This window comes from Mesorhizobium kowhaii (assembly GCF_003253745.1).
GTDB lineage: Bacteria > Pseudomonadota > Alphaproteobacteria > Rhizobiales > Rhizobiaceae > Mesorhizobium > Mesorhizobium kowhaii.
On the sequence record NZ_MZXV01000017.1, the window covers coordinates 73,659 to 93,121 of the forward strand.

Annotated in this window: 16 protein-coding genes; 10 read left to right on the forward strand and 6 right to left on the reverse strand. The window is 58.1% G+C overall.

The genetic code is table 11. The features are described 5' to 3' along the window. The first annotated feature begins 235 nt into the window (after positions 1 to 235). From B5V02_RS09295 to B5V02_RS09315, 5 genes are all read left to right on the forward strand, one after another. Entirely contained in the window at positions 236 to 592 is a 357-nt protein-coding gene (locus B5V02_RS09295; RefSeq protein WP_111543936.1) for a DUF1937 family protein, read from the forward strand. 128 nt (positions 593 to 720) lie between these two features. Further along, positions 721 to 2,139 (forward strand): amino acid permease, encoded by a 1,419-nt coding sequence (locus tag B5V02_RS09300; RefSeq protein WP_111543937.1) that lies wholly within the window; start codon positions 721 to 723, stop codon positions 2,137 to 2,139. 354 nt (positions 2,140 to 2,493) lie between these two features. Continuing rightward, on the forward strand, positions 2,494 to 3,903 hold the full coding sequence (locus B5V02_RS09305; protein ID WP_111543938.1) for an NAD(P)/FAD-dependent oxidoreductase: 1,410 nt from the start codon (positions 2,494 to 2,496) through the stop codon (positions 3,901 to 3,903). Beyond that, positions 3,900 to 5,120 carry an NAD(P)/FAD-dependent oxidoreductase gene (locus B5V02_RS09310; protein ID WP_111543939.1) on the forward strand — a complete coding sequence of 407 codons (1,221 nt, stop codon included), beginning with the start codon at positions 3,900 to 3,902 and terminating at the stop codon, positions 5,118 to 5,120. Before B5V02_RS09305 ends, B5V02_RS09310 begins: the two co-directional genes overlap by 4 nt. A 3-nt stretch (positions 5,121 to 5,123) precedes the next feature. Further along, positions 5,124 to 6,518, forward strand: coding sequence for an FGGY family carbohydrate kinase (locus tag B5V02_RS09315; protein ID WP_111543940.1), 1,395 nt, complete (start codon positions 5,124 to 5,126; stop codon positions 6,516 to 6,518). 442 nt (positions 6,519 to 6,960) lie between these two features. Here B5V02_RS09315 and B5V02_RS09320 read toward each other — a convergent pair whose 3' ends face one another. From B5V02_RS09320 to B5V02_RS09350, 6 genes are all read right to left on the reverse strand, one after another. Next, on the reverse strand, positions 6,961 to 7,701 hold the full coding sequence (locus B5V02_RS09320) for a type 1 glutamine amidotransferase (protein ID WP_111543941.1): 741 nt from the start codon (positions 7,699 to 7,701) through the stop codon (positions 6,961 to 6,963). 50 nt (positions 7,702 to 7,751) lie between these two features. Then, positions 7,752 to 8,495 carry an amino acid ABC transporter ATP-binding protein gene (locus B5V02_RS09325; protein WP_111543942.1) on the reverse strand — a complete coding sequence of 248 codons (744 nt, stop codon included), beginning with the start codon at positions 8,493 to 8,495 and terminating at the stop codon, positions 7,752 to 7,754. 16 nt (positions 8,496 to 8,511) lie between these two features. Then, positions 8,512 to 9,648 carry an amino acid ABC transporter permease gene (locus B5V02_RS09330; protein WP_245445820.1) on the reverse strand — a complete coding sequence of 379 codons (1,137 nt, stop codon included), beginning with the start codon at positions 9,646 to 9,648 and terminating at the stop codon, positions 8,512 to 8,514. An 18-nt stretch (positions 9,649 to 9,666) separates the two neighbouring features. Further along, on the reverse strand, positions 9,667 to 10,578 hold the full coding sequence (locus B5V02_RS09335) for an ABC transporter substrate-binding protein (protein ID WP_245445822.1): 912 nt from the start codon (positions 10,576 to 10,578) through the stop codon (positions 9,667 to 9,669). A 98-nt stretch (positions 10,579 to 10,676) separates the two neighbouring features. Beyond that, complete coding sequence (locus B5V02_RS09340) at positions 10,677 to 11,228, reverse strand: helix-turn-helix domain-containing protein (protein WP_111543943.1); 552 nt, start codon at positions 11,226 to 11,228, stop codon at positions 10,677 to 10,679. 804 nt (positions 11,229 to 12,032) lie between these two features. Beyond that, positions 12,033 to 13,403 carry a hypothetical protein gene (locus tag B5V02_RS09350; protein ID WP_111543944.1) on the reverse strand — a complete coding sequence of 457 codons (1,371 nt, stop codon included), beginning with the start codon at positions 13,401 to 13,403 and terminating at the stop codon, positions 12,033 to 12,035. A 918-nt stretch (positions 13,404 to 14,321) separates the two neighbouring features. Between B5V02_RS09350 and B5V02_RS09360 the strand changes: the two genes are divergently transcribed. From B5V02_RS09360 to B5V02_RS09380, 5 genes are all read left to right on the forward strand, one after another. Then, positions 14,322 to 15,470, forward strand: coding sequence for an ABC-three component system protein (locus B5V02_RS09360; RefSeq protein ID WP_245445824.1), 1,149 nt, complete (start codon positions 14,322 to 14,324; stop codon positions 15,468 to 15,470). Next, positions 15,458 to 15,961, forward strand: coding sequence for an ABC-three component system middle component 2 (locus tag B5V02_RS09365; protein WP_111543946.1), 504 nt, complete (start codon positions 15,458 to 15,460; stop codon positions 15,959 to 15,961). The genes B5V02_RS09360 and B5V02_RS09365 overlap by 13 nt, the downstream gene beginning before the upstream one ends. Further along, on the forward strand, positions 15,958 to 17,829 hold the full coding sequence (locus B5V02_RS09370; RefSeq protein WP_111543947.1) for an AAA family ATPase: 1,872 nt from the start codon (positions 15,958 to 15,960) through the stop codon (positions 17,827 to 17,829). The genes B5V02_RS09365 and B5V02_RS09370 overlap by 4 nt, the downstream gene beginning before the upstream one ends. A 117-nt stretch (positions 17,830 to 17,946) precedes the next feature. Further along, positions 17,947 to 18,804 (forward strand): hypothetical protein, encoded by an 858-nt coding sequence (locus tag B5V02_RS09375; protein ID WP_111543986.1) that lies wholly within the window; start codon positions 17,947 to 17,949, stop codon positions 18,802 to 18,804. Further along, positions 18,801 to 19,433: a hypothetical protein gene (locus B5V02_RS09380; RefSeq protein WP_111543948.1), complete on the forward strand. Its 633-nt coding sequence runs from the start codon at positions 18,801 to 18,803 to the stop codon at positions 19,431 to 19,433. Before B5V02_RS09375 ends, B5V02_RS09380 begins: the two co-directional genes overlap by 4 nt. Positions 19,434 to 19,463 lie beyond the last annotated feature (30 nt).

Consider the following 19,463-nt stretch of genomic DNA (forward strand, 5'->3'; position numbering starts at 1 on the left):
AGATAGGCGCACTCTTTCTCGTGAAAAGCCGCTTTCCGTCGAGATCGGCCGGTCGAAAGAAGAACGGTTTTGAATCGGTATCGCAGCAACAAGAGCCCAAACAGGTAGCGAGGGTTCGTCACGCTGCGGCTCTGCGTCTGAGATTCGCTCAGCGCCGAACGGGAGGGGCGATTGTTTGCCGATCCAGGAACCCGACAAACGGTCCTGGCGAGATCAAAATTCAGTGGGACCAGACATGCGAAAAATCTTTCTCGCGTGCCCGTACGGGCACGCGGACAAGTCAATCGTGGAAAAGCGGTTCGAGGCTTCCAACGCCGTTGCGGCTCAGATCGCGCGTTCGGGGTCGGTGGTCTTCAGCCAAGTGTCGATGTCCCACCCAATCAACAAGCACCTGGCGGACCTCGACAAGGTCGGCATCGGCAGCCTGTGGGCCCCGATCGACCAAGTGTTCCTGGAGGCAATGGACGAGTTGATCGTGGTCGACGAACCCGGCTGGAAAGAAAGCGCCGGGATTGCTCGCGAAATCGAATTCTTCTCGACCCGAGACCGGCGCGTCAGTCTCTGGAGCGACGTCAAGACCGAGTTTGCCTAGGGATCTTTCAAACTGTAGGGAGAGGAAAATACCATGGGAATGTACCATAGTGACGATCGCCCACCGGAGTTGAAGGCGCCCGATCACATCACCTGAAGCGTACCGTTTCGTCGTATCAATCGTTCGCAATGGCTTTTGGATTCATTTCGATCGCCACCGGCATTTTCACCACATATGGCGCGATGCTGACCAGTTCCGGACCCATAGGAATCTGGACTTGGCCTGTTGTGGTCGTCGGTCAATTGATGGTCGCACTAATCATCGGATCGCTCTCTGCGCGGATTCCGGTGACGGGGTACATTTATCAGTGGGCCTCGCGGCTTACAAACCCGGTATTTGGGTGGATGATGGGTTGGCTTGGCTTTACATTTCTCGCCGTCGTGCTGTGCGCGGTGGACGATACCATTCCATCAACCGTGCTGCCGGTGTTGTTCGGATATGAAGGAACCGCGGCGAATGCCTGGGTCATCACCGGTTTGCTGATCGTTGCCCAGGCGGTGGTGATTGCCTTGTCGACCAAGCTTACCCAGAGGGTCAACTCGTTCGCGGTTACGATCGAATTGTTCGGGATGATTGCCTTGGTGATCCTGTTGTTCGCGGTAGGGTACTTCCGCAACGAGCTGAACTTCGCCGATCTGTTCAGCACCGGGACTGTTCCTGCCGAAGGCTATTTCTCGTTTGGTGGGCTGACGAACGCGGGCCCATGGATAATGGGAACGCTTCTTGGCGCCTTCACAATCGTTGGCTTCGAATCCGCAGCCAATCTTGCGGAAGAGACGCATCAGCCCGAGATCGTCGTGCCGCGCGCAATGTGGCAGGCAATAGTGAGCGTTGGCGTACTGGGGATGCTGTTTCTTATCGCCGTCACCGCGCTGCTCGGCGATCCCACGACCTTCAAGCCATCCGCCACCCCCATCGCTGACGTCATCAGCCATGTGCTCGGACCGATCGTCGGCAATCTTCTGCTGGTCATGGTTGTTATATCGATCTACGCCTGCGGTCAGATCATCTTCCTGAGCGCTACGCGCCTGGTTTGGGCAATGTCGCGCGACAAGCGGTTTCCCGGTTGGCGCCTTTGGCATCGCATTCATCCGACGTTTCACACGCCGGCCAATGCGACGATCCTCGTTGCGATCGTGGGACAAATCATCCTTGCGATCTTTGCGCACCAGACCGATGCGCTGTTCGCACTCTTCTCCGCGGCAACTATCTTGCCAGTCATCATCTACGCTGTGACGGTCTGGATATACGCCGCGAAACGAAACAGGCTTCCGGCAAGCCGTGGCTTTACGCTGGGTTCATTCGAACTTCCCGTCATTGCTATCGCGGCCGCCTGGATCATTTTTGAACTGGCGATTTTCAGGGATGCGTCCTTCCTGGTTCCATGGCTTTATGTGGCCGCGATGTTCGCGCTCGGCGCATTGTATCTGGCATTCATCGTGTTTGTGGATGGTGTCGCCAAGCTCAAGATGCCGGACCTGTCCTCCGTCGACGCCAAATTGGATGCTGACATTGAAGGCGCTCCGCTTCCAGCACCCGCGCGCTGACTTCGAAGACCGGCGCGCAGCCCTTCGCGCCGGCTTCCCTTTTTGGCAGTTTGGCCGCGGCAGGGTGAGCGTTCAACATGATAGCCTGCCCCCCTGGGACCTTGGGGCTGACATTCGTCCCGCTCAACCACCGCGAAACGATAGAACTCACAAGACGTCGGGATAGGCGTCGTCGAGGCGAACCGCTCGTCATGGCGCGAGCAGCCACGCTACAATCAACAAGCGCGACCAAACGGATGCTTTTGGACTCGCGCAACGCGAATTCGACCGAACGGGCAATATCTGGCTCTAATTTGTTGATATCGGGCAATTTGGTGGTATGTTCAGCCAAGCTGAGAGCATAGGAGGAATTTGATGGTCGACACGACCAGCGTTGCGTCCGGCGAACTTTTTGATGTCGCGATTATTGGGGCCGGCGTCGTGGGTTGCGCGACAGCCCGCAGGTTCGCAATTGCCGGTGCAAATGTGGTCCTGATTGAAAAGGGTTCCGATATACTTTCCGGCGCCTCGAAGGCGAATAGCGCGATCCTTCACACCGGGTTTGACGCGCCTCCAGGCAGTCTCGAACTTGAGCTTGTTCGGGCCGGCCGGCAGGAATATCTCGAGATTCGCGAGACGTTGGGGCTGTCACTTGTGCAGACCGGTGCCCTTGTTTGCGCCTGGAACGAACTGGAGGCTGACAAATTGGCCTCAATCGAGGCCCAGGGAAGAGGCAATGGCATAGAGGACCTAAAAGTCCTCAGCGCGACGCAGGCCCGGGAGACCGTGCCGTCGCTCTCAGGTCACTTGGTTGCCGCTCTGGAAGTCTCAGGGGAGCATGTGATTGATCCCTGGTCGGCTCCCCTCGCCTACCTAACGCAGGCCGCCGGGCTTGGGGCAACGTTCCTTCGCAATACGGAGCTTCACAGCGGGCAGTTTGATGGCCACTGGATATTGAAGACCTCGTCCGGTGTGATCAATGCCCGGTCGGTCATCAACGCAGCGGGCCTCTATGGCGACGTGGTCGACCAGAGGCTCGGATTTGAGGCCGAGTTTCGGATCAAGCCGCGCAAGGGTCAGTTCGTCGTTTTGGACAAGGCAGCATTTAAACATGTGCCGCGGATCGTCCTTCCTGTTCCCACGGAAATAACCAAGGGAATTGTCATTTGCCCGACCGCCTTCGGCAATGTGCTGATTGGGCCCACTGCGGAAGACCAAGACGACCGCGTTAGGGCCACTGTTGACACCGAGACGCTTCGGGCATTGCTCAAGCGCGGAGTGGAACTGGTGCCTGCTCTGGAGGGTATGCCGGTGACCGCCGTCTATGCAGGGCTGAGGCCGGCGAGTGAAAGCAAGGCTTATCGGGTTTTCTCGCGGCCGGCTCAAAAAGCGATCACGCTTGGGGGCATCCGCTCGACGGGCCTCAGTTCGTCACTGGGTCTCGCACAGCATGCTTTGAAACTCCACAACGCGTTTGGCGAGAAATTCGAGCCACGCCACGACATTCCAAACATCGGCGTTCCAAATCTCACCGAGACGCAAGAGAGGGACTGGCAGCGTTCGGATCATGGCGAGATCGTCTGCCATTGCGAACTCGTGACGAAGCGAGAGATCGAGGCGGCCCTCGAGAGCGTCGTTCCCCCTGGCGATTTCGGAGGATTGCGCCGCCGAACCAGAGCCGGGATGGGACGTTGCCAGGGGTTTTATTGCAACGCCCGTCTCGCCGAAATGACAAAAGGAAGGCTCGCTACTTCTCTTGCTGCGGCAGAGGAAGGGCAGGCATGAACATGCTCGCTGACGTTATCGTAATAGGCGGCGGCCCGTCCGGTGTAGCAGCCGCGCTTGAGCTGCGCCGCCAAGGCGTGGAAAAGGTCATTATCCTCGAGCGCGAGCCCTATCTTGGCGGGGCGACGCGCCACTGTTCTCATTCCCCTTTTGGGATGCTGGAATTTGGACGGGTCTATTTCGGCGAATCCTATGGCCGCAAGCTCGAAGACGAAGCAGCGAAAGCCGGCGTTGAAGTCCGCACCGGCTACTCGGTTGTCGACCTCGAAGACGATGGTACGCTGAGGGTGACATCGCCCCATGGCGTCGAGGAAATGCGCGCATCGCGTATCTTGTACGCGACTGGCGCTCGCGAGAAGCCGCGCTCTGCCCGCTTGATCACCGGTGACCGGCCGATCGGCGTCGTAACGACTGGAACTCTCCAATCCTATGTCGCCTTTCACGGCCTAATGCCTTTTCGAAAGCCGGTCATCGTCGGCTCAGAGCTCGTCGCGCTGTCGGCAACTCTTACTTGCCTGATGCATGGGGCAAGGCCGGTGGCCGTGCTTGAGCCTCGCCCGCACGCGCTAGCCCGCGCTCCCCTCACCTGGTTTCCGACGCTTGTCGGAATTCCTTTTCATCGCGGGACCGAATTGGTCGATATCAAGGGTCGCACCCGCGTGGAAGCGGTGACGATCCGCAAGAATGGGTCTGAACAAACACTGGAGTGCGACGGCGTTCTGCTGACAGGGCAGTTCACTCCCGAATCGTCGCTGTTTTTGAAATCTACCATGGGCATCGATCGTGGCAGCGATGGCCCGAAGGTGGATCAGAGCGGGCGAACGGTAAACCCAATATTCTTCGCTGCCGGCAACGTGCTGCGAGCCGTGGAAACAGGCGGTTGGGCGTTTTGCGAGGGGCGTGCGGTGGGAAAGTCGCTTGCGTCAGACCTTCAAAGTGGGATCAAGGCGAGTGATCACGTGCCGGTCACACATGACGATCCAATAAAGCTCGTTATGCCGAGCATCCTGCGACGCGCCGACACGACGTCGGCCGCATTCAATCAGTTCCAACTGCGGGTAACCCGTCGGGTGAAAGGTCGCCTTTCCCTCGAAATTGACGGCAAGGAGGTTTGGAGCAGCAGGAAGGTCTGGATGCCAGAACGAAGGATTTTGGTTCCCATCCCGCCGCAAGCGCTCAGCGCTCAGGCGGTTGGCTTTCGAATTGTGGAGGATTAGCAGATGCGCGTAGCTGCGATCGATCAGGGAACGACGTCAACTCGATGCCTCGTGGTTGAGGACGGAGGCACCTGGCATGTCGCGGGCAGCCGCCGTCACAACCAGTTCCATCCTGCACCAGGCCGGGTTGAGCACGACCCGGAGGAACTGCTGCGAAACATCGAAGCCGTCCTGCAGGCGGCTGGCCCTGTCGATGCTATCGGAATAGCAAACCAAGGTGAGAGCTGCCTGGCGTGGGATGCCCAGACGGGAAAGGCTTTTTCCCCAGTCATCGTTTGGCAAGATGCGAGGACGGCTGATGCGCTTGGACGGCTCGACCCTTCCGCCGAACGGCGTTCGAAAGAGGTTTGCGGCCTACCGCTTGATCCGTATTTTTCGGCCAGCAAACTTGCCTGGCTTCTAAACAATGTCCCTGCGGCCGCGGAAGCTCATGCGGTCGGGCGATTGAGGCTTGGGACGACAGACGCGTTCTTCCTGGACAGACTTGCGGGCTCGTTCGCCACAGACCTAGCCACCGCGTCGAGGACCGGTCTCCTGGACCTGAAGAGCGGTGCTTGGAGTCCGCAAATGTGCGAGTTGCACGGTGTGCCGATCGAGTGCTTGCCCGAGATCCGCACCGTCAATGGGGGCTTCGGAAGGATCGGCGAAACGCCTGTCAAAGTATCGATCGTCGATCAGCAAGGCGCCCTCTACGGCCACAATTGCCGGAAGCCGGGCGATTGCAAAATCACCTTCGGTACCGGCGCCTTTCTCTTGGCGGTGTCGGGAAGCGAGCGACCTCAGGATTCTGAGTTGCTCCCAACGATTGCTTGGCAGCTTGACGGCCATCCGCCGACCTTCGCAATCGAAGGCGGGGTATACGACGCCGGCTCAGCTTTGGAGTGGGCGCGTAGCATCGGTCTGTTTTCGGCATTGGAAGAACTTGGCACGTTTGAGGGACCTTCCGCGCTCAGCCGGGGCATCGTTTTCGTGCCCGCGCTCTCTGGTCTGGCTGCGCCATACTGGGATCGCAAGGCTGCCCCCCTGTTCATCGGGATGGACCATTCGACCGATCGGCGCGACATGGTTCGCGCCGTCTTGGAAGGGATTGCCATGCTGACGGTCGGGCTTGTTGACGCTGCCTCCAAGGTTGCCGAACTTGGTGCGAGCATCTCAATCGATGGTGGTCTGTCCCAGAGTTCCTATTTCGCGCAATTCCTGGCTTCGGCAAGCAAGCGAACCATCACGGTGCCGCCGATGCACGAATTGACCGCCCTTGGCCTGGCGGAATTCTGCGGTGTCGATGTTGCAGCGACGCGGTCCGCAGCGCAGAGCTTCGTACCTGACGGATCTGTCACGGACGAGGACCACCGTCGATTTGGTCAAGCCGTTGAACGTGCGCGTGGCTGGAAAGTATGATGTCTCATCCCCCGGCCGAACGCCTCGCGCCCCCAGCAATCAGGCGATCGGAAAGATGCCGCTTGGTTTTCAAACCCGGAGCTTAGTCTTTCGAGACCGTCCGGCCATCTGGGCAACCCCGAGGAATCGCTAACGCAGTGTGTCGTCTCCAGCTTCGCCGGCGATTGGTGTGTCACTGGTTCAGAGTTGATGGGGTGACGTCGCCACCACGGCTTTGACCGCGACAGATGCTGGCGGCCAGCGAACCCGGAACTCAGTTCTGCTTGCATAGGCCCGCCTGGAAATGCGGCGCAACAGTAGCGCATTCCGTTTACGCTGCTGCCGCGCCGCACCCGCCTGGGAGGCATGGCCCTATCTCACCGCCGCGCCCCCACATGGGAGTTTAGGGCGGCCGTAAACTCCGCAAAGCTGAAAAGTCGACAGTGGACCGGCGAACTGAAACCTACCGGATCTCGTTGTGGCGACTCTCAAGCGCGGGCATTTGCATTCCCGCAGAAACTGCATGGGTCGACGATCTGAAGAACTCCACGATTTCCGCGGCAACTTCTTTGCCCTGCAGCGACTCGTCGTTGGCGTTGTTCGCCAATGCACGCATCGCCACTGGCAGCTCAATCTCACGCAGCGAGAGCAGGTCACGCACATAGTCCGAGGTCAGTTCCGGATGGAACTGCATCGTGAAGGCCTTCTCGCCGTACCGAAGGACGGCGTACTCGCAGGTGTCAGACGATCCGACCACGCGTGCCTCGGGCGGCAGGCCAGTCACCTGGTCCTGGTGAAACGCAAGGACCTCCTGTTGCTGTCCATTGTCGAGGCGAGCATACTTCACCGGGCCTGCCGTCCAGCCGTCCTTGTAGCGCTCGACGCGACCGCCTAACGCGCTGGCGATGACCTGATGGCCAAAGCATATGCCCACCAGCGGCTTCTGAGCCTTGTAGATATCCTGGATGAGACCTTTGAGCCTCAATATCCAAGGAAGCTCTTCCCAAGCCGAGTGTTTGGAGCCCGTCACAAACCAGCCATCGGCATCCTCGATCGAGTGCGGGAAAACTCCCTCGAACACGGGATAGACCACGCACTCGAAGTCGCCGTCGGCCAGAAGCCGAACGTAGAATTCGTCATACCTGCCGTGGCGGGTAACCAACCCGCCAGGCGTTTCGTCTGCTTTCAGGATTCCAATCCGCATCGTCTAATCGTTCATCAATGGAGAAATCGATATCGATAGGCGTCGCGCGTTTATAGCCGGCCCGCCTCGACAATGTTTTTGAGGAACACTTGCGTTCTCTCCTTTATCGGTGCGCCGAAGATCTGCTTGGGCGGGCCCTCTTCATGCACGACGCCGTCGCACAGAAAGCACACCTTGCTGGCAACTTCACGGGCAAAGCCCATCTCGTGGGTGGCAAGAAGCATCGTCATGCCATCGCTGGCGAGCTCTCGGACAATGTTCAGGACCTCCGCGACAAGCTCTGGATCCAGTGCCGAGGTGATTTCGTCGAGCAAAAGGATCGACGGGTCCATCGCCAACGCCCTGGCGATGGCAACACGCTGTTGCTGCCCCCCCGACAGACGGTCGGGATACTCGGTGGCTTTGTGATCCAGTCGGATCCGCTTCAGCAACCTGTGCGCCGTCTCTTCAGCCTCACCTTTGGACTGCCCCAACACCTTCATCGGCGCAAGCATGACGTTTTCCATGACGGTCATATGCGGGAAAAGGTTGTAGCTCTGGAAAACAATGCCGACGCTTTGCCGGAGCTTGTTCACATCGACGCCCGGGCCAGTGATGCGATCCCCATTGATGCAAATCTCTCCGGAGTGAATAGGCTCCAATCCGTTCATGGTCCGGAGCAGTGTCGACTTGCCGCAGCCCGACGGCCCAATCAGGCAGACGACCTGGTGTTCCTCGACATCAAGGGACATGCCTTTGAATACCTGGAAACTTCCGTAATGCTTGTTGATGTTGCGAATCTCGATCATCGCCATTTGTACTACTCCCTTTCTAGCCAGCTCGGGTTCGGCGATGGTCGCGTTCGATCAGCTTGTCGACGAAGCGTGCCTGCGGGATCGTGATGAGGATAAACAGGAAGGCGACAGTGGTGACCGCCGACAGATTGAAGTTGTTGCTCGCGACGATCTTTGCCTGATTGAACGAGTCCAGCGATCCGATGACGTTCACAAGTGCGGTGTCTTTCTGGAGACCGATAAAATCGTTCAACAGAGGCGGGATAATCCGCCGTACGGCCTGAGGCACGACGACGTAGCGCAGCGTTTGAAAGTGCGAAAAGCCGAGAGAGCGCGACCCGGCAACCTGGCTCCAGTGAATGCTCTCGATACCTGAGCGATAAACTTCGGCGACGTAGGCACCATAGGTCAGAGTGAGGGCAAGGATCGCATAAAACTCAGGCGAAAAGTCCTTGAGAATAGGGATGCCTGTTAGCGGAATGCCAAAGCCAACCAGGTAGATTGAAATGATCGCCGGCATTCCGCGAAACACGTCCGTGTACACCGTCGCAATGGTCCGGATCGGTTTCGCCGCATCTCCAGGAAGCAGTCGTGCGATGGCGACGACCAGTCCCCAGACCAACACCAGCACTTCGGCGATTACGAAAATGTAGACGTTGACCCAGAATGCCTTGAGGATCAGCCAGAACGACTCGAACATCAGGGGGAAGTAGAAAAACGTCATCCCGACCGCGAGGTCATTGGCAAGGATGAAATTTGCAAACAACAGCGCAACTATGACGACAAAACCATACCCGAACGTATGATTGGCTTGATCCTTTGCCGAGACGGAGGCAATTCGTGCTTCAATAAGTGAATTTTCGGCCAGGTGTTTCTTCGTCTTGTTAGACGCCAGGAGGCTTCGCACGGCTGGCACAAACAGAGCCAGGCCGAGAGCCGCCACCAGGAGAAGTATGATATCGAGCGCGCTGCTGCCACCTAAGTTGGCTTGGAATGCCTGGCGAACGGCTCGCAGTGTCCACCAGGTAGCGACGGTTACGGCCGCTGCAAACAAAAGCGCGCTGAGGGCTGCCCCCACTCGAGCGGAGGGCCTGCCGGTTCCCGCAAATTTGCGCGAACTTTTACGGTCGACGGGCAATTGCCCGCCGACTGAAACATCTTGTTCCATGGACATGACCGATTCCGCCTCGGATCAGGGTTGCAGGTATGGAATTGCGGTCGGGTCGGCGCCCCAGACGCCGGTCAGATACGTCTTGGCGAGCTTATCAAGCGTGCCGTCGTTTTTCAGATCAGCGATGATCTTGTCCAGCGTTGCGGCATTGGGCGAGGACTTCGGATAGATTGCACCGTAGGTCTCGCCCGTATGGTACTGCCCGACCACTTCGAGCTTGCCATGTGAATTGGCCGCGTGCCCAAGCACGATCGAGGTATCGTGGATGAATGCGTCGATCTGGCCCGCCACAAGCGATGTGATCGCCGAGGAGTCGTCCGGGAAAACCTTGACCGCAGCTGGGTGCAGATTCTTGTCGGCGAAACTGGCGCCGGTGGATGCTTGCTTCACGCCGATTCGAAGGTCTTTCACGGTGTCCGAGGAGTAGGTTGTACCCTTCTTCACCACGACGCCGATGTCAGAATTGAAATAGGGCGCCGAGAAGTCGACGACCTTCTTGCGTGCGTCCGTGACCGAAATGGAACTGAGTGCCAGGTCGAAGTCCTTGGTACGGCCGGCAACGAGAGCGTCAAACGCGACATTGACGACGGTGACGCCGTCCAGGCCAGCACGGTTGGCGATGTTGGCTGCCAGGCAGTACTCATAACCATCCTTGATGGTGTCGGGCGTATCTCCGTTCCACCAGCCCGGCGATGGCAGGCTCGTCTCAACCGTCAAAGTGCCCGCGACGGCCGGCTTGAAGGGATCGCTGCCCTTCTTGCCTGTCAGTTCGCAAGCCGCCTGTGATGCGCTCGCGGTCGAGACCACTATAGCCGCGCCTACAATCGCCATCGCTGCGCGACGAGCCCACGTCAGATGGCTCTTCTTGTCATGGATGCTCATTCTGAACCCCTTATTTTTGTGTTTCCCGAGAGAGCAAACTGCTCCTCCCAACGTTTTTGTATCATAACCCCTAAAACTGTCAACTATTGGGAAACACGTTTCTTAAATGGAAACACTCGTGACGCGATGAGGCGCCGTCGAAAAAACAGCTAACCCATTGAAATCGTATTCATCATCAGCAGTTCGCAAGGGCCGTCGGGCGCCACATACGCGTGTGGTTGGTCGGCATCGAAGAGAATGCTGTCGCCAGGCTCCAGAACATATGGATTGTAAAACGCGGTGTGGATCTCAAGTTTGCCCGACAGGATGAAAAGGAACTCTTGGCCCGGGTGCTGCCGCATGCCGCCGCAGTCCTCGACAGAGGTCGCGGTTGCGGTCACTTTCCAAAAAAGATTGGTTTTCTCTTTAAAATCAGAGCACAAGACTTCCAGGCGCATCCCGGGGTTCTGATGGATGACGCCAGTGTCTTTGGGCGTGATACTACGACGAGCCAAGGCCTGAGGGGCCTTCTCGAGTAGAAAAAGCGATGCTGGGACATGCAGAATGCCTGCCAGACGGACCGCGATCTCGACCGTCAGCCTTGCCTTGCCAGATTCAATTTTCGAAAGCGCTGACGCAGATATCCCGGCCTCTTTGGCCAGCGCCCGGAGACTGATATTTTTTAGGGTTCGCTGATACCGGATTTGTTGCGATGCTGTCATAGGGCGTCCTCTGAGTGTTGCCGATATGGAAACATAGCGATCATTTGGGTTTTGTGAAACGCATTTGCGGCGTGAATCAGCAAGGAGTGCGTGCGCCGGCTGTCTGCGACTGCTTTAGGCGGCGGCCCTACGAGGCGAGAAGGGTCCTGGCGCCAAGCTCGCGGGTCGTGCGCCCCGGTGTTGGACCTGCCGCCGTCATGTTCATGGCGAGCCCGACCAGACGAAGGACAGCACGTTTTGAATTCGCGAAATTACCTGGGATGCGCTTATATGAAGATATCGATCTTCAACTGGCTCCAAGGTTCCTGACCGGGCCTTGAGTCAAAACGCGTTGTGCGGCCGACATTCGGCAACGCATTCATGAACATGAATCTCCGGCAGGCAACTCTGGATGCACTCAAGGCGCTGCGCCGAACTCGGCAACGCCAGGCAGACATCCATGTCGGTTCGTCGGTCGGAAGGCGAAGGTAAGATCCAAACGGGAACGACGTTGGAGTGGAAAAGCCAGAGCGCGTCCTTGTTTGGTAAACGGTAGGTGCGTTGCCCCACCCGAGGACAAGACACTATCTGCTCTGCGCCACCGCGAGCGATGAGGCCGTATTCGACCGCAATGTCAAATATCCGCGCCGGCTGCCACAGCCGGAAATCGACCGCCTTGGCGGCGATCTTGTTTGACGAGCTGGGTGGAGAGATCGACGCTCGGCGGAGGCAGTATCGCTCTTCTCATAGTTCTTGCCGACGATGACGGCGAGCCTGTCGCGGGTGACCGGCTCGCGGGCTGCGAAGATCGTTGCCTCTACACGGTTACTGCCACAGCTCTTCGCAGGACCACCGACGCCCACTCATCTGAAACGCGCCTTGAATCACAGTGCGCTCGACACGGCGCGCTACAGAGGCGCGGACCTCATCCCGGCTCATGATGATCGCTGACCAGCCTGCAGCAACGTGCTGTTGAAAAATGGCGTTGGGCGAAAGCCCCTTTAGCCCGCTCTGCTTTCCCATGGGCACGCTGTGATAGGCCTTTAGGAGACCGAAGAATGCCGGAACGAAATCTTCGAAGGTGCCATATGGCGCAACCGTCCGGCCGATCGCCTCCTGGCGCTTGTTCATACGGTTGCCGGCAATCCAGCCAGGCAGCGTGCTCAGATAGCGGGACTCGAAGTCGCCGAACCAACGTTCGATTGGCTTTGCTGGGGCGTTGTATGGTAAGGCCTTGATAACTCGCATCGAGCGACCTGGCCCATCGAACCCGGGGACCGTCAGCGTCATGGCGTCGTCCAGGTACGTCGCGAACCCGTATTCCTTGCCATTATCGATGTAGAGGGCTTCAGGCAGGCCAAAGGCTGGATGCTCCACCATGCCCGCAAATACTTCGATCACATCACGGTTGTTGACGCCGCCGCGCGTGTCGAATGCGATCAAATCACACCAGACGCGGCCAGTCGCCCAATCAAGAAACCCGATCAGCTTCGCAGTACAAGTCGAGCCGTCCGCCCGCGTCAGGTGGATGTCGATCGGGTGCACGTCTCCGACGACCAATTCCATCGGGCGCATGCCTTCGATGGAGCGTCGCCCGCGCGGGCGGCTGTCCTCGTAGGCTTTGCGGTTCGTGCGAAACTGGTGGACCTTTCGATACTGCAACTGTTCCGAAACGAGCGTCCACGGGATCGAACAAGCTTTCTCGAAACTCGCTGGATCACTGGGGCGGAACCCCCATGACCTGGTGGTCTCTATCAGGAAGTTGCGGGCCAGGATTTTGACATGTCCCCAGGCTGCGCCGACCGCCAGAAGGCCTCGGATTTCCTGTTTTAGGTCCTCTGCAATCCCGGCCTTGGTGGTAGGGTCAAAGGGTACCAAAGCATCCCACTGCCGGCTGATGACGACGCGTTTCTTGCCTTTATCCGCTCGGTCGCGCCGGCCTCGCCTTGCAATCGGCTTCGGACGGTTTTGAACCGGCTTTTCAATGGGCTTTAAACGGAGCTGCAACTCGAGTGGGAGGGAAGTTGAGTTGACAAGATACTGCTTGCCCGCGTTGCCGCCCTTACCCCGGACAACGCGCACCTCCAGGGAGTGCCCTCGCCAGTTGCCACGCTGGCAGGCCTTCCAAACTGCCTGCCGGGAGATTCCTGCCAACTGGGCGATCGCCGTGAGTGGCACAAACTCTTTGATCGTCATCGTGCTTGGTCCCTAGCGGCAGAACGGAACCATCGAGTACCAGCTGGAATTATATCTGGCGTGACACGCTCAACGTGCATCGCCACGCAGCCTGGAATAAGCCCCTAGGGAGCCGTGACCCGGTTTACCAATTCTCTCCGTCCCGGGTTGACCAATCCATTGTCGACCGTGAGCGGGTTGACCAACAAGGGCGGCTATATTTTACGCAAATCCAATCACTTAATGCCAATCCAGAATAAACTGTCATTGAGGCCATTGGTAAACTCGGTCTTAGGATCGGAAACCCCTACCCGCAGCCAGAAAACTCTCCTGTTTTCAATCGCATAGGGCACCCACCGGCGACCCAAAATGCCGTACTGGTAAACCCCGTGAAATGCCAAATAATTCCGGACATCACACCGTCAATGGTCGGTTCCTGACTGCCATTTATGCGACTTTTTGAGTACAAAGAGAGAACATCGATTTTGGTAGCCGTGTGGAAACGCGGCCGTTCCACGAGCTCGGTGAGCCCTTGATTCTTTGAAGATCGAGGAACCCCGCACTAAGCTCCCGATCTTGTGAGATTGCAGCGGATGGGCAAGCGATCCGACGACGAGCTGGGGAGTTTTTCTATAGTTAGGCACGGAGGGCATCCGCGCGGCGCGGAGGTAATCGTCTGGGTCTTGCCCACCACATAGCCAAAATCTTCGGATCGGCCAGCTGACATCGTGCTCAACCGAAGGTCGTCCTACTGGAATTCGTGGTCTCGAAGGCCAAGAACTGCGGCCTGTTGATGGCCAACTATCACAAGATCTTCGAGAAGACGACCGTGCCAGGGATCGCCGCGCAAATCCGGGTCGCCGCTACACTTGGGTATTACCTGGTTGACCGAGTTAAACGCTTGTTGACAACAACTTGGCGCGAACTTCTTATAGAAACATGGTGGGCGATTCAGAAATCTTGACTGCAAGTCGCGACGCTGCCGCGCCGTCGATGGACGGCGCGGCAGCGGATTTTGCCGAAATAGCGCCGCCGCCGCCGAGCCCGACGATGCTCTCACCAACGCAGGTGCAGAGCGGGCCGCCAATCGAGCCCCTGGTCCGCATCGTCATCTACGATCCGGCGCAATGGGAGACCTTCATCGACGAGTGGGTCTCGTCCCTCAAAACCAAGTATCATAAGGTCCTGCGTTATACCGGCGCGAACGATCGCGGCATCGATGTCGCCGGGTTCGAAGACAAGAATTATCTGCAAGGCGTCTGGGACAACTACCAATGCAAACACTATCGCGACGCCATCACACCCGGCACCGCGTGGCCCGAAATCGGCAAGATGCTCTGGTATTCATTTCGCGGCGAGTTTGCACCGCCGCGTGCCTACTACTTCGTCGCGCCGCGCGGCACCGGAACGACGCTCACCCAGTACCTGACGACTAGTCCCGCGCTAAAGGCGGCGCTAATCGAGGCGTGGCCGAAAGCTGTCGCCGACAAGATCACCGCAACGCAGCTCATAAAGCTCGAAGGAAAGTTCGCCGAATATGTCGATGCCTTCGACTTCTCGATCTTCCAGCCAGTGTCGCCCCGCGAAATCATCGAGCAACATCGCACCACCCAGTATTTCATCACACGCTTCGGCGGCGGCCTGCCGCCACGGCCCGTCGTTGGCGCACCGCCGTCCGATCTGGCGGAGCACGAGAGCGTCTATGTGGCTCGCCTGCTGGCAGCCTACGCCGACCACACCAAAACGGAAGTTCCCGGCCTGGCCGCGCTAAAGGCGTGGAAGCCGCTCGAAGATCACTTCAAACGGCAGCGCGAATGCTTCTACCACGCGGAAGCTTTACGCGTCTTTGTTCGGGACAAAGTGGAGCCCGGCACATTCGAGGGCTTGCAGGATGAAATCTATCATGGTGTAGCGGACACCGCCGATAGCGACCATGCTGACGGGTTTGAGCGCGTCAAGGCTGTAACACAGGCAGCGCAAGATGTTCTGCTCGACGGCCATCCGCTGGGTGGGAGCGCACTCGTGAAAGATAAGCGCGGTATATGCCATCAACTTGCCAATGAAGACCGTCTAAAATGGACGAAGTAGCGCGCGACCAGTTTTCGCTGACTTTCAACGGCCCCCTTGAAGCAGGTGTTCGTGCGGTCGCGGTTCTCGGCTTTGCATTTCCGCGCGCCTATGACATCCAGCGACTGACGGCTTTCGACTACCTGCTGGTCCGAACGCATCAACTCGGTGGACCCGACGACCTCCATCCGGCAACTCCAATCCAAACGCCGGCAACGGAAGTCCGGCGCCGTGTGGTTCAGGACGCGCTGCACTTGATGATGACGCGCGATCTCGTCGTCCGCATCATCGACGAGAACGGAATCTCCTATCGCGCCGGTGAGTCGGCCGCGATGTTCCTCGATTCTTTGGAAACTCCTTACCTGACTGCCCTGAAGAGCCGCGCTGACTGGCTTGTCTATCATCTCGCCGACTATTCGGACTCCGCCCTCGATGCGTTGATGCGCAAGTTCTTCGATACCTGGGTTGTCGAATTCCAGAACGTCGAACGGAGCCTTGGTGCGTCCGCATGACGAAAGGATTGCGCCTGCGGCATTTGAGTTTTCATGGGCCCTCCCGCAAGAGCGCTACCATCGCTTTCGGCCCCGGCCTTAATGTGGTCTATGGCGCTTCGAATACCGGAAAATCCTTCATAGTCGATGCCATCGACTTCATGCTGGGCGGCAAAGGGCCGCTGCGCGACATTCCGGAACGGGTCGGCTATGACCAGATCATGCTCGCAATGGAAACGCTTGAGGGGCAGCAGTTCACGCTTGTCAGGAGTACGCAGGGCGGCGCGTTCCGCCTCTTCGATGGCGTCTATTCCGATACGCTGCCCGAAGGCGAGGGCACCCCGCTGGCCGATATGCATAGCGACCGCAATGACGAAAATCTTTCAGCTTACCTGCTTGTAAAGCTGGACCTCGCCCACAAGCGGGTGCGCAGAAACAAGCGCGGTGACACGAACAGCCTCAGCTTCCGCAACCTTGCCCGCCTGGTGATTATCAACGAGGAAGAGATTATCCAGCAGCGCTCGCCGCTCTCCGACGGCAACTACACAGCCGACACGACGAACACCTCCGTCTTCAAGTTGCTGCTTACGGGGGTCGACGACTCCAGCCTCGCGACCGCACAGCCGCGAACCCCGGAGGAGCAAAGCCGCAACGCGCAGCTCGACCTGCTGGATCAATTGATAGAAAGCCATCGCCGTCAGGTCAAAGAACTGGCCGGTCCGCCGGATGAGCTGGAAGCCCAGCGCGAGCGGCTTGGCGAGTCCATGCGTTCGCAAGGCGAACTTCTCGCCGTCTCCGAAACGGAGTTCAAGGACGCTGCCGCTCGCCGCAGGGATATCGCACGCAAAGTCGAGGAAGGACGCGACCGTCTTACAGAAATAACCTCCCTTCTCGACCGTTTTACTCTACTCGATGCTCACTATCGCTCGGATACCGACAGGTTGCGCGGTATAGAAGAAGCAGGCAGCCTCTTCGGGGCTCTTGGCGCCGGCGTGTGTCCGTTCTGCGGTTCGGCCCCCGAATACCATCGCAAAGCCGAATGCGATTTCGATGTCGATAAGGCTGTTGCCGCCGCTCAGTCCGAAATACGCAAGATCGAATCGCGCCAAAACGAACTGGGGCAGACGATCACGACACTGCGCAAAGAAGCCGTCAGCTTCGAGCGCCGTCTTCCGGTTCTCGAGAACCAGCTCGCGTCGGTGTCGGGCGAGATAGATCGGGTGGTCGCTCCCAATCTTCGTCAGCTCAGAACAGCCTACAGACAGTTTGCGGACAAGGACGGCGAAGTCCGCGAAGCTCTTGCGATCCATCGCGGCTTATCTGACCTTGAGCAACGCAAGGCCGCGCTGGAACGGGAAGGCGATCCATCCGGCGACGGTGGCAACAGTCTCAGCGAGGTCGACCTTCCCAGCACGACTGCCGACAAATTTGCCAGTATCGTACTCTCCATTCTGAAAGCGTGGCATTTTCCCGAGATCGACCGCGTTCACTTCGAAGCCAAAACGCGGGACCTCGTGATCAACGGAAAGAACCGAACATCGTTCGGCAAGGGGCTGCGCGCAATTACGCAGGCAGCGTTCACGGTCAGCCTTCTCCAGTATTGCAGGGACTCCGAAACCCCGCACCCCGGTTTTATCGTCCTTGACTCTCCACTGCTTTCCTACCGCGAACCGGAAGGAGACGGCGACGACCTCAGCGGCACGGACCTGAATTCTCACTTCTACGGATTCCTAGCAAAGCTGCAGGACGACAGGCAGGTTCTGGTCGTCGAGAACACCGATCCTCCGTCCGATATTCAGGTGTCAGCGCAAGCGATCAAATTCACCAAGATCAAAGGCGTTGGTCGCTATGGGTTCTTCCCGGTCGATTCCGCGCCCCCGGCCACGTAGTCGACGGAGGTCGCTGCCAGCAAAATAATGCAACGGCTGCCAGCGCGGCGATCTTGAAGGCCGCCATAGGCTTTGCAAGGTCAGCCCTTTTTGCAGTAGTTTGTGATGGGGTACGCTATGCAGTTCGAAGCAGTTTGGAGATTTGACTCGCCCGGAGAAATGCCACGCGCCGTGGTAAACGAGTTCAACTCGCTCGCCGGCATCATCGCGTCACAAGGTCCTTCGCGAAAACGTATCCTGGAGCATTTCAAGAGCTATTTTTCCAACTCGTACGGAGCAACCGCATATTCGAGTTCGGATGTAAGTTGGGCGGAATCCGACCTTTACGACAGCATGGTTTCTGCCGGGCAGAACGCACCGTTGTTCATTGATGCGTTCTACGAGGCATGCGAGGCTTTGCGCAGCAACCCAGAAATCGCATTGCCGGACGTCGCCCGTCTGAATCGAGTGCTCGCGGAACACAATGCGGGATATGAACTCCATCCGCCGCGTATAGTGGCCACCGGCATTCACAAGCCGATCCCCGTTCCGGAGCGATATGAATCGCTCGACGAAAAGGCGCAGCAGATTATCAGCGAATCCTTCAGACAGTCAGAACAACTGCTTGCCGAGGGTAGACCGAGGCAAGCGGTAGCGGAAATCCTGTGGCTGATGGAGTCGGTCGTGACGGCTTTTCGCGGGCTGAACGCAGGCGGGGTAACCGTTGAAGAAAGATACTTCAACAAAATCGCGAACGAACTCAGGCGCCACCAGAAGGGAACGATGCTGGAGCAAGTCCTTACGTGGCTAAGCGCCCTTCACGGCTATCTGTCATCGCCGACTGGAGGAGGCGTCCGCCACGGCATCGACCTCAAATCCGGTATCACCATCGGACCTGCCGATGGCAGGCTCTATTGCAATCTCATCCGCAGCTACGTGACCTTCCTCATGTCGGAGCACGAGCGCCTAAGTCGCCAGTCAGGAGACCAGCGTTGAGCTCAACTGTTACCAGCGGCGGCGCTCGGTCCGAGCTTATCGCTCCGGGCAAAACGAAGGACGATTGGACGAAATTTGCCAAGCAACTCGTTCCTGGTGGCGACGCCAATATTTGGGCCGAAGCTTTCGACAAATTTCTCCTCGGCAGGCTGCGGAGCCGCTATCTCAAGCCCATCGCAATAGTGCGAGATAAAGGTGAATGGGAAGGCGAGGGTTTCACTATCGTTTCGATCCAGTGCGCGCTGATCGAGTTTCTTGCGGCGACCCGTGCCGGCAAAAATTATCGACACAAGAGAGCGCAGCCTCCGCATGAATACCAAAACAGCCGCGAACTCTTTGTCGATTTCCTTTTTCAGACTGCACCTTTCGACAAACTATTTTCCAAGGGCGACGCAGAAGATTTTTACAGCAACGTTCGCTGTGCGCTGCTGCACGAGGCCAGAACGAAGAACGGTTGGATCATCTGGGTGACCGGCACCATCGCCATCGACCGCCAGAAGAAGATCGTTTATCGCGACAGCTTCCAGGGCGTTATCGAAGGCTACATCAACAACTACGGTATCGCATTAACGGCCGACGCATCGCTCCAAGAGGCCTTCCTCAGGAAGTTCAATGATCTAGCCGCTTGACGGCGTCTCCGCTGCCGCTGATCGTGCTCT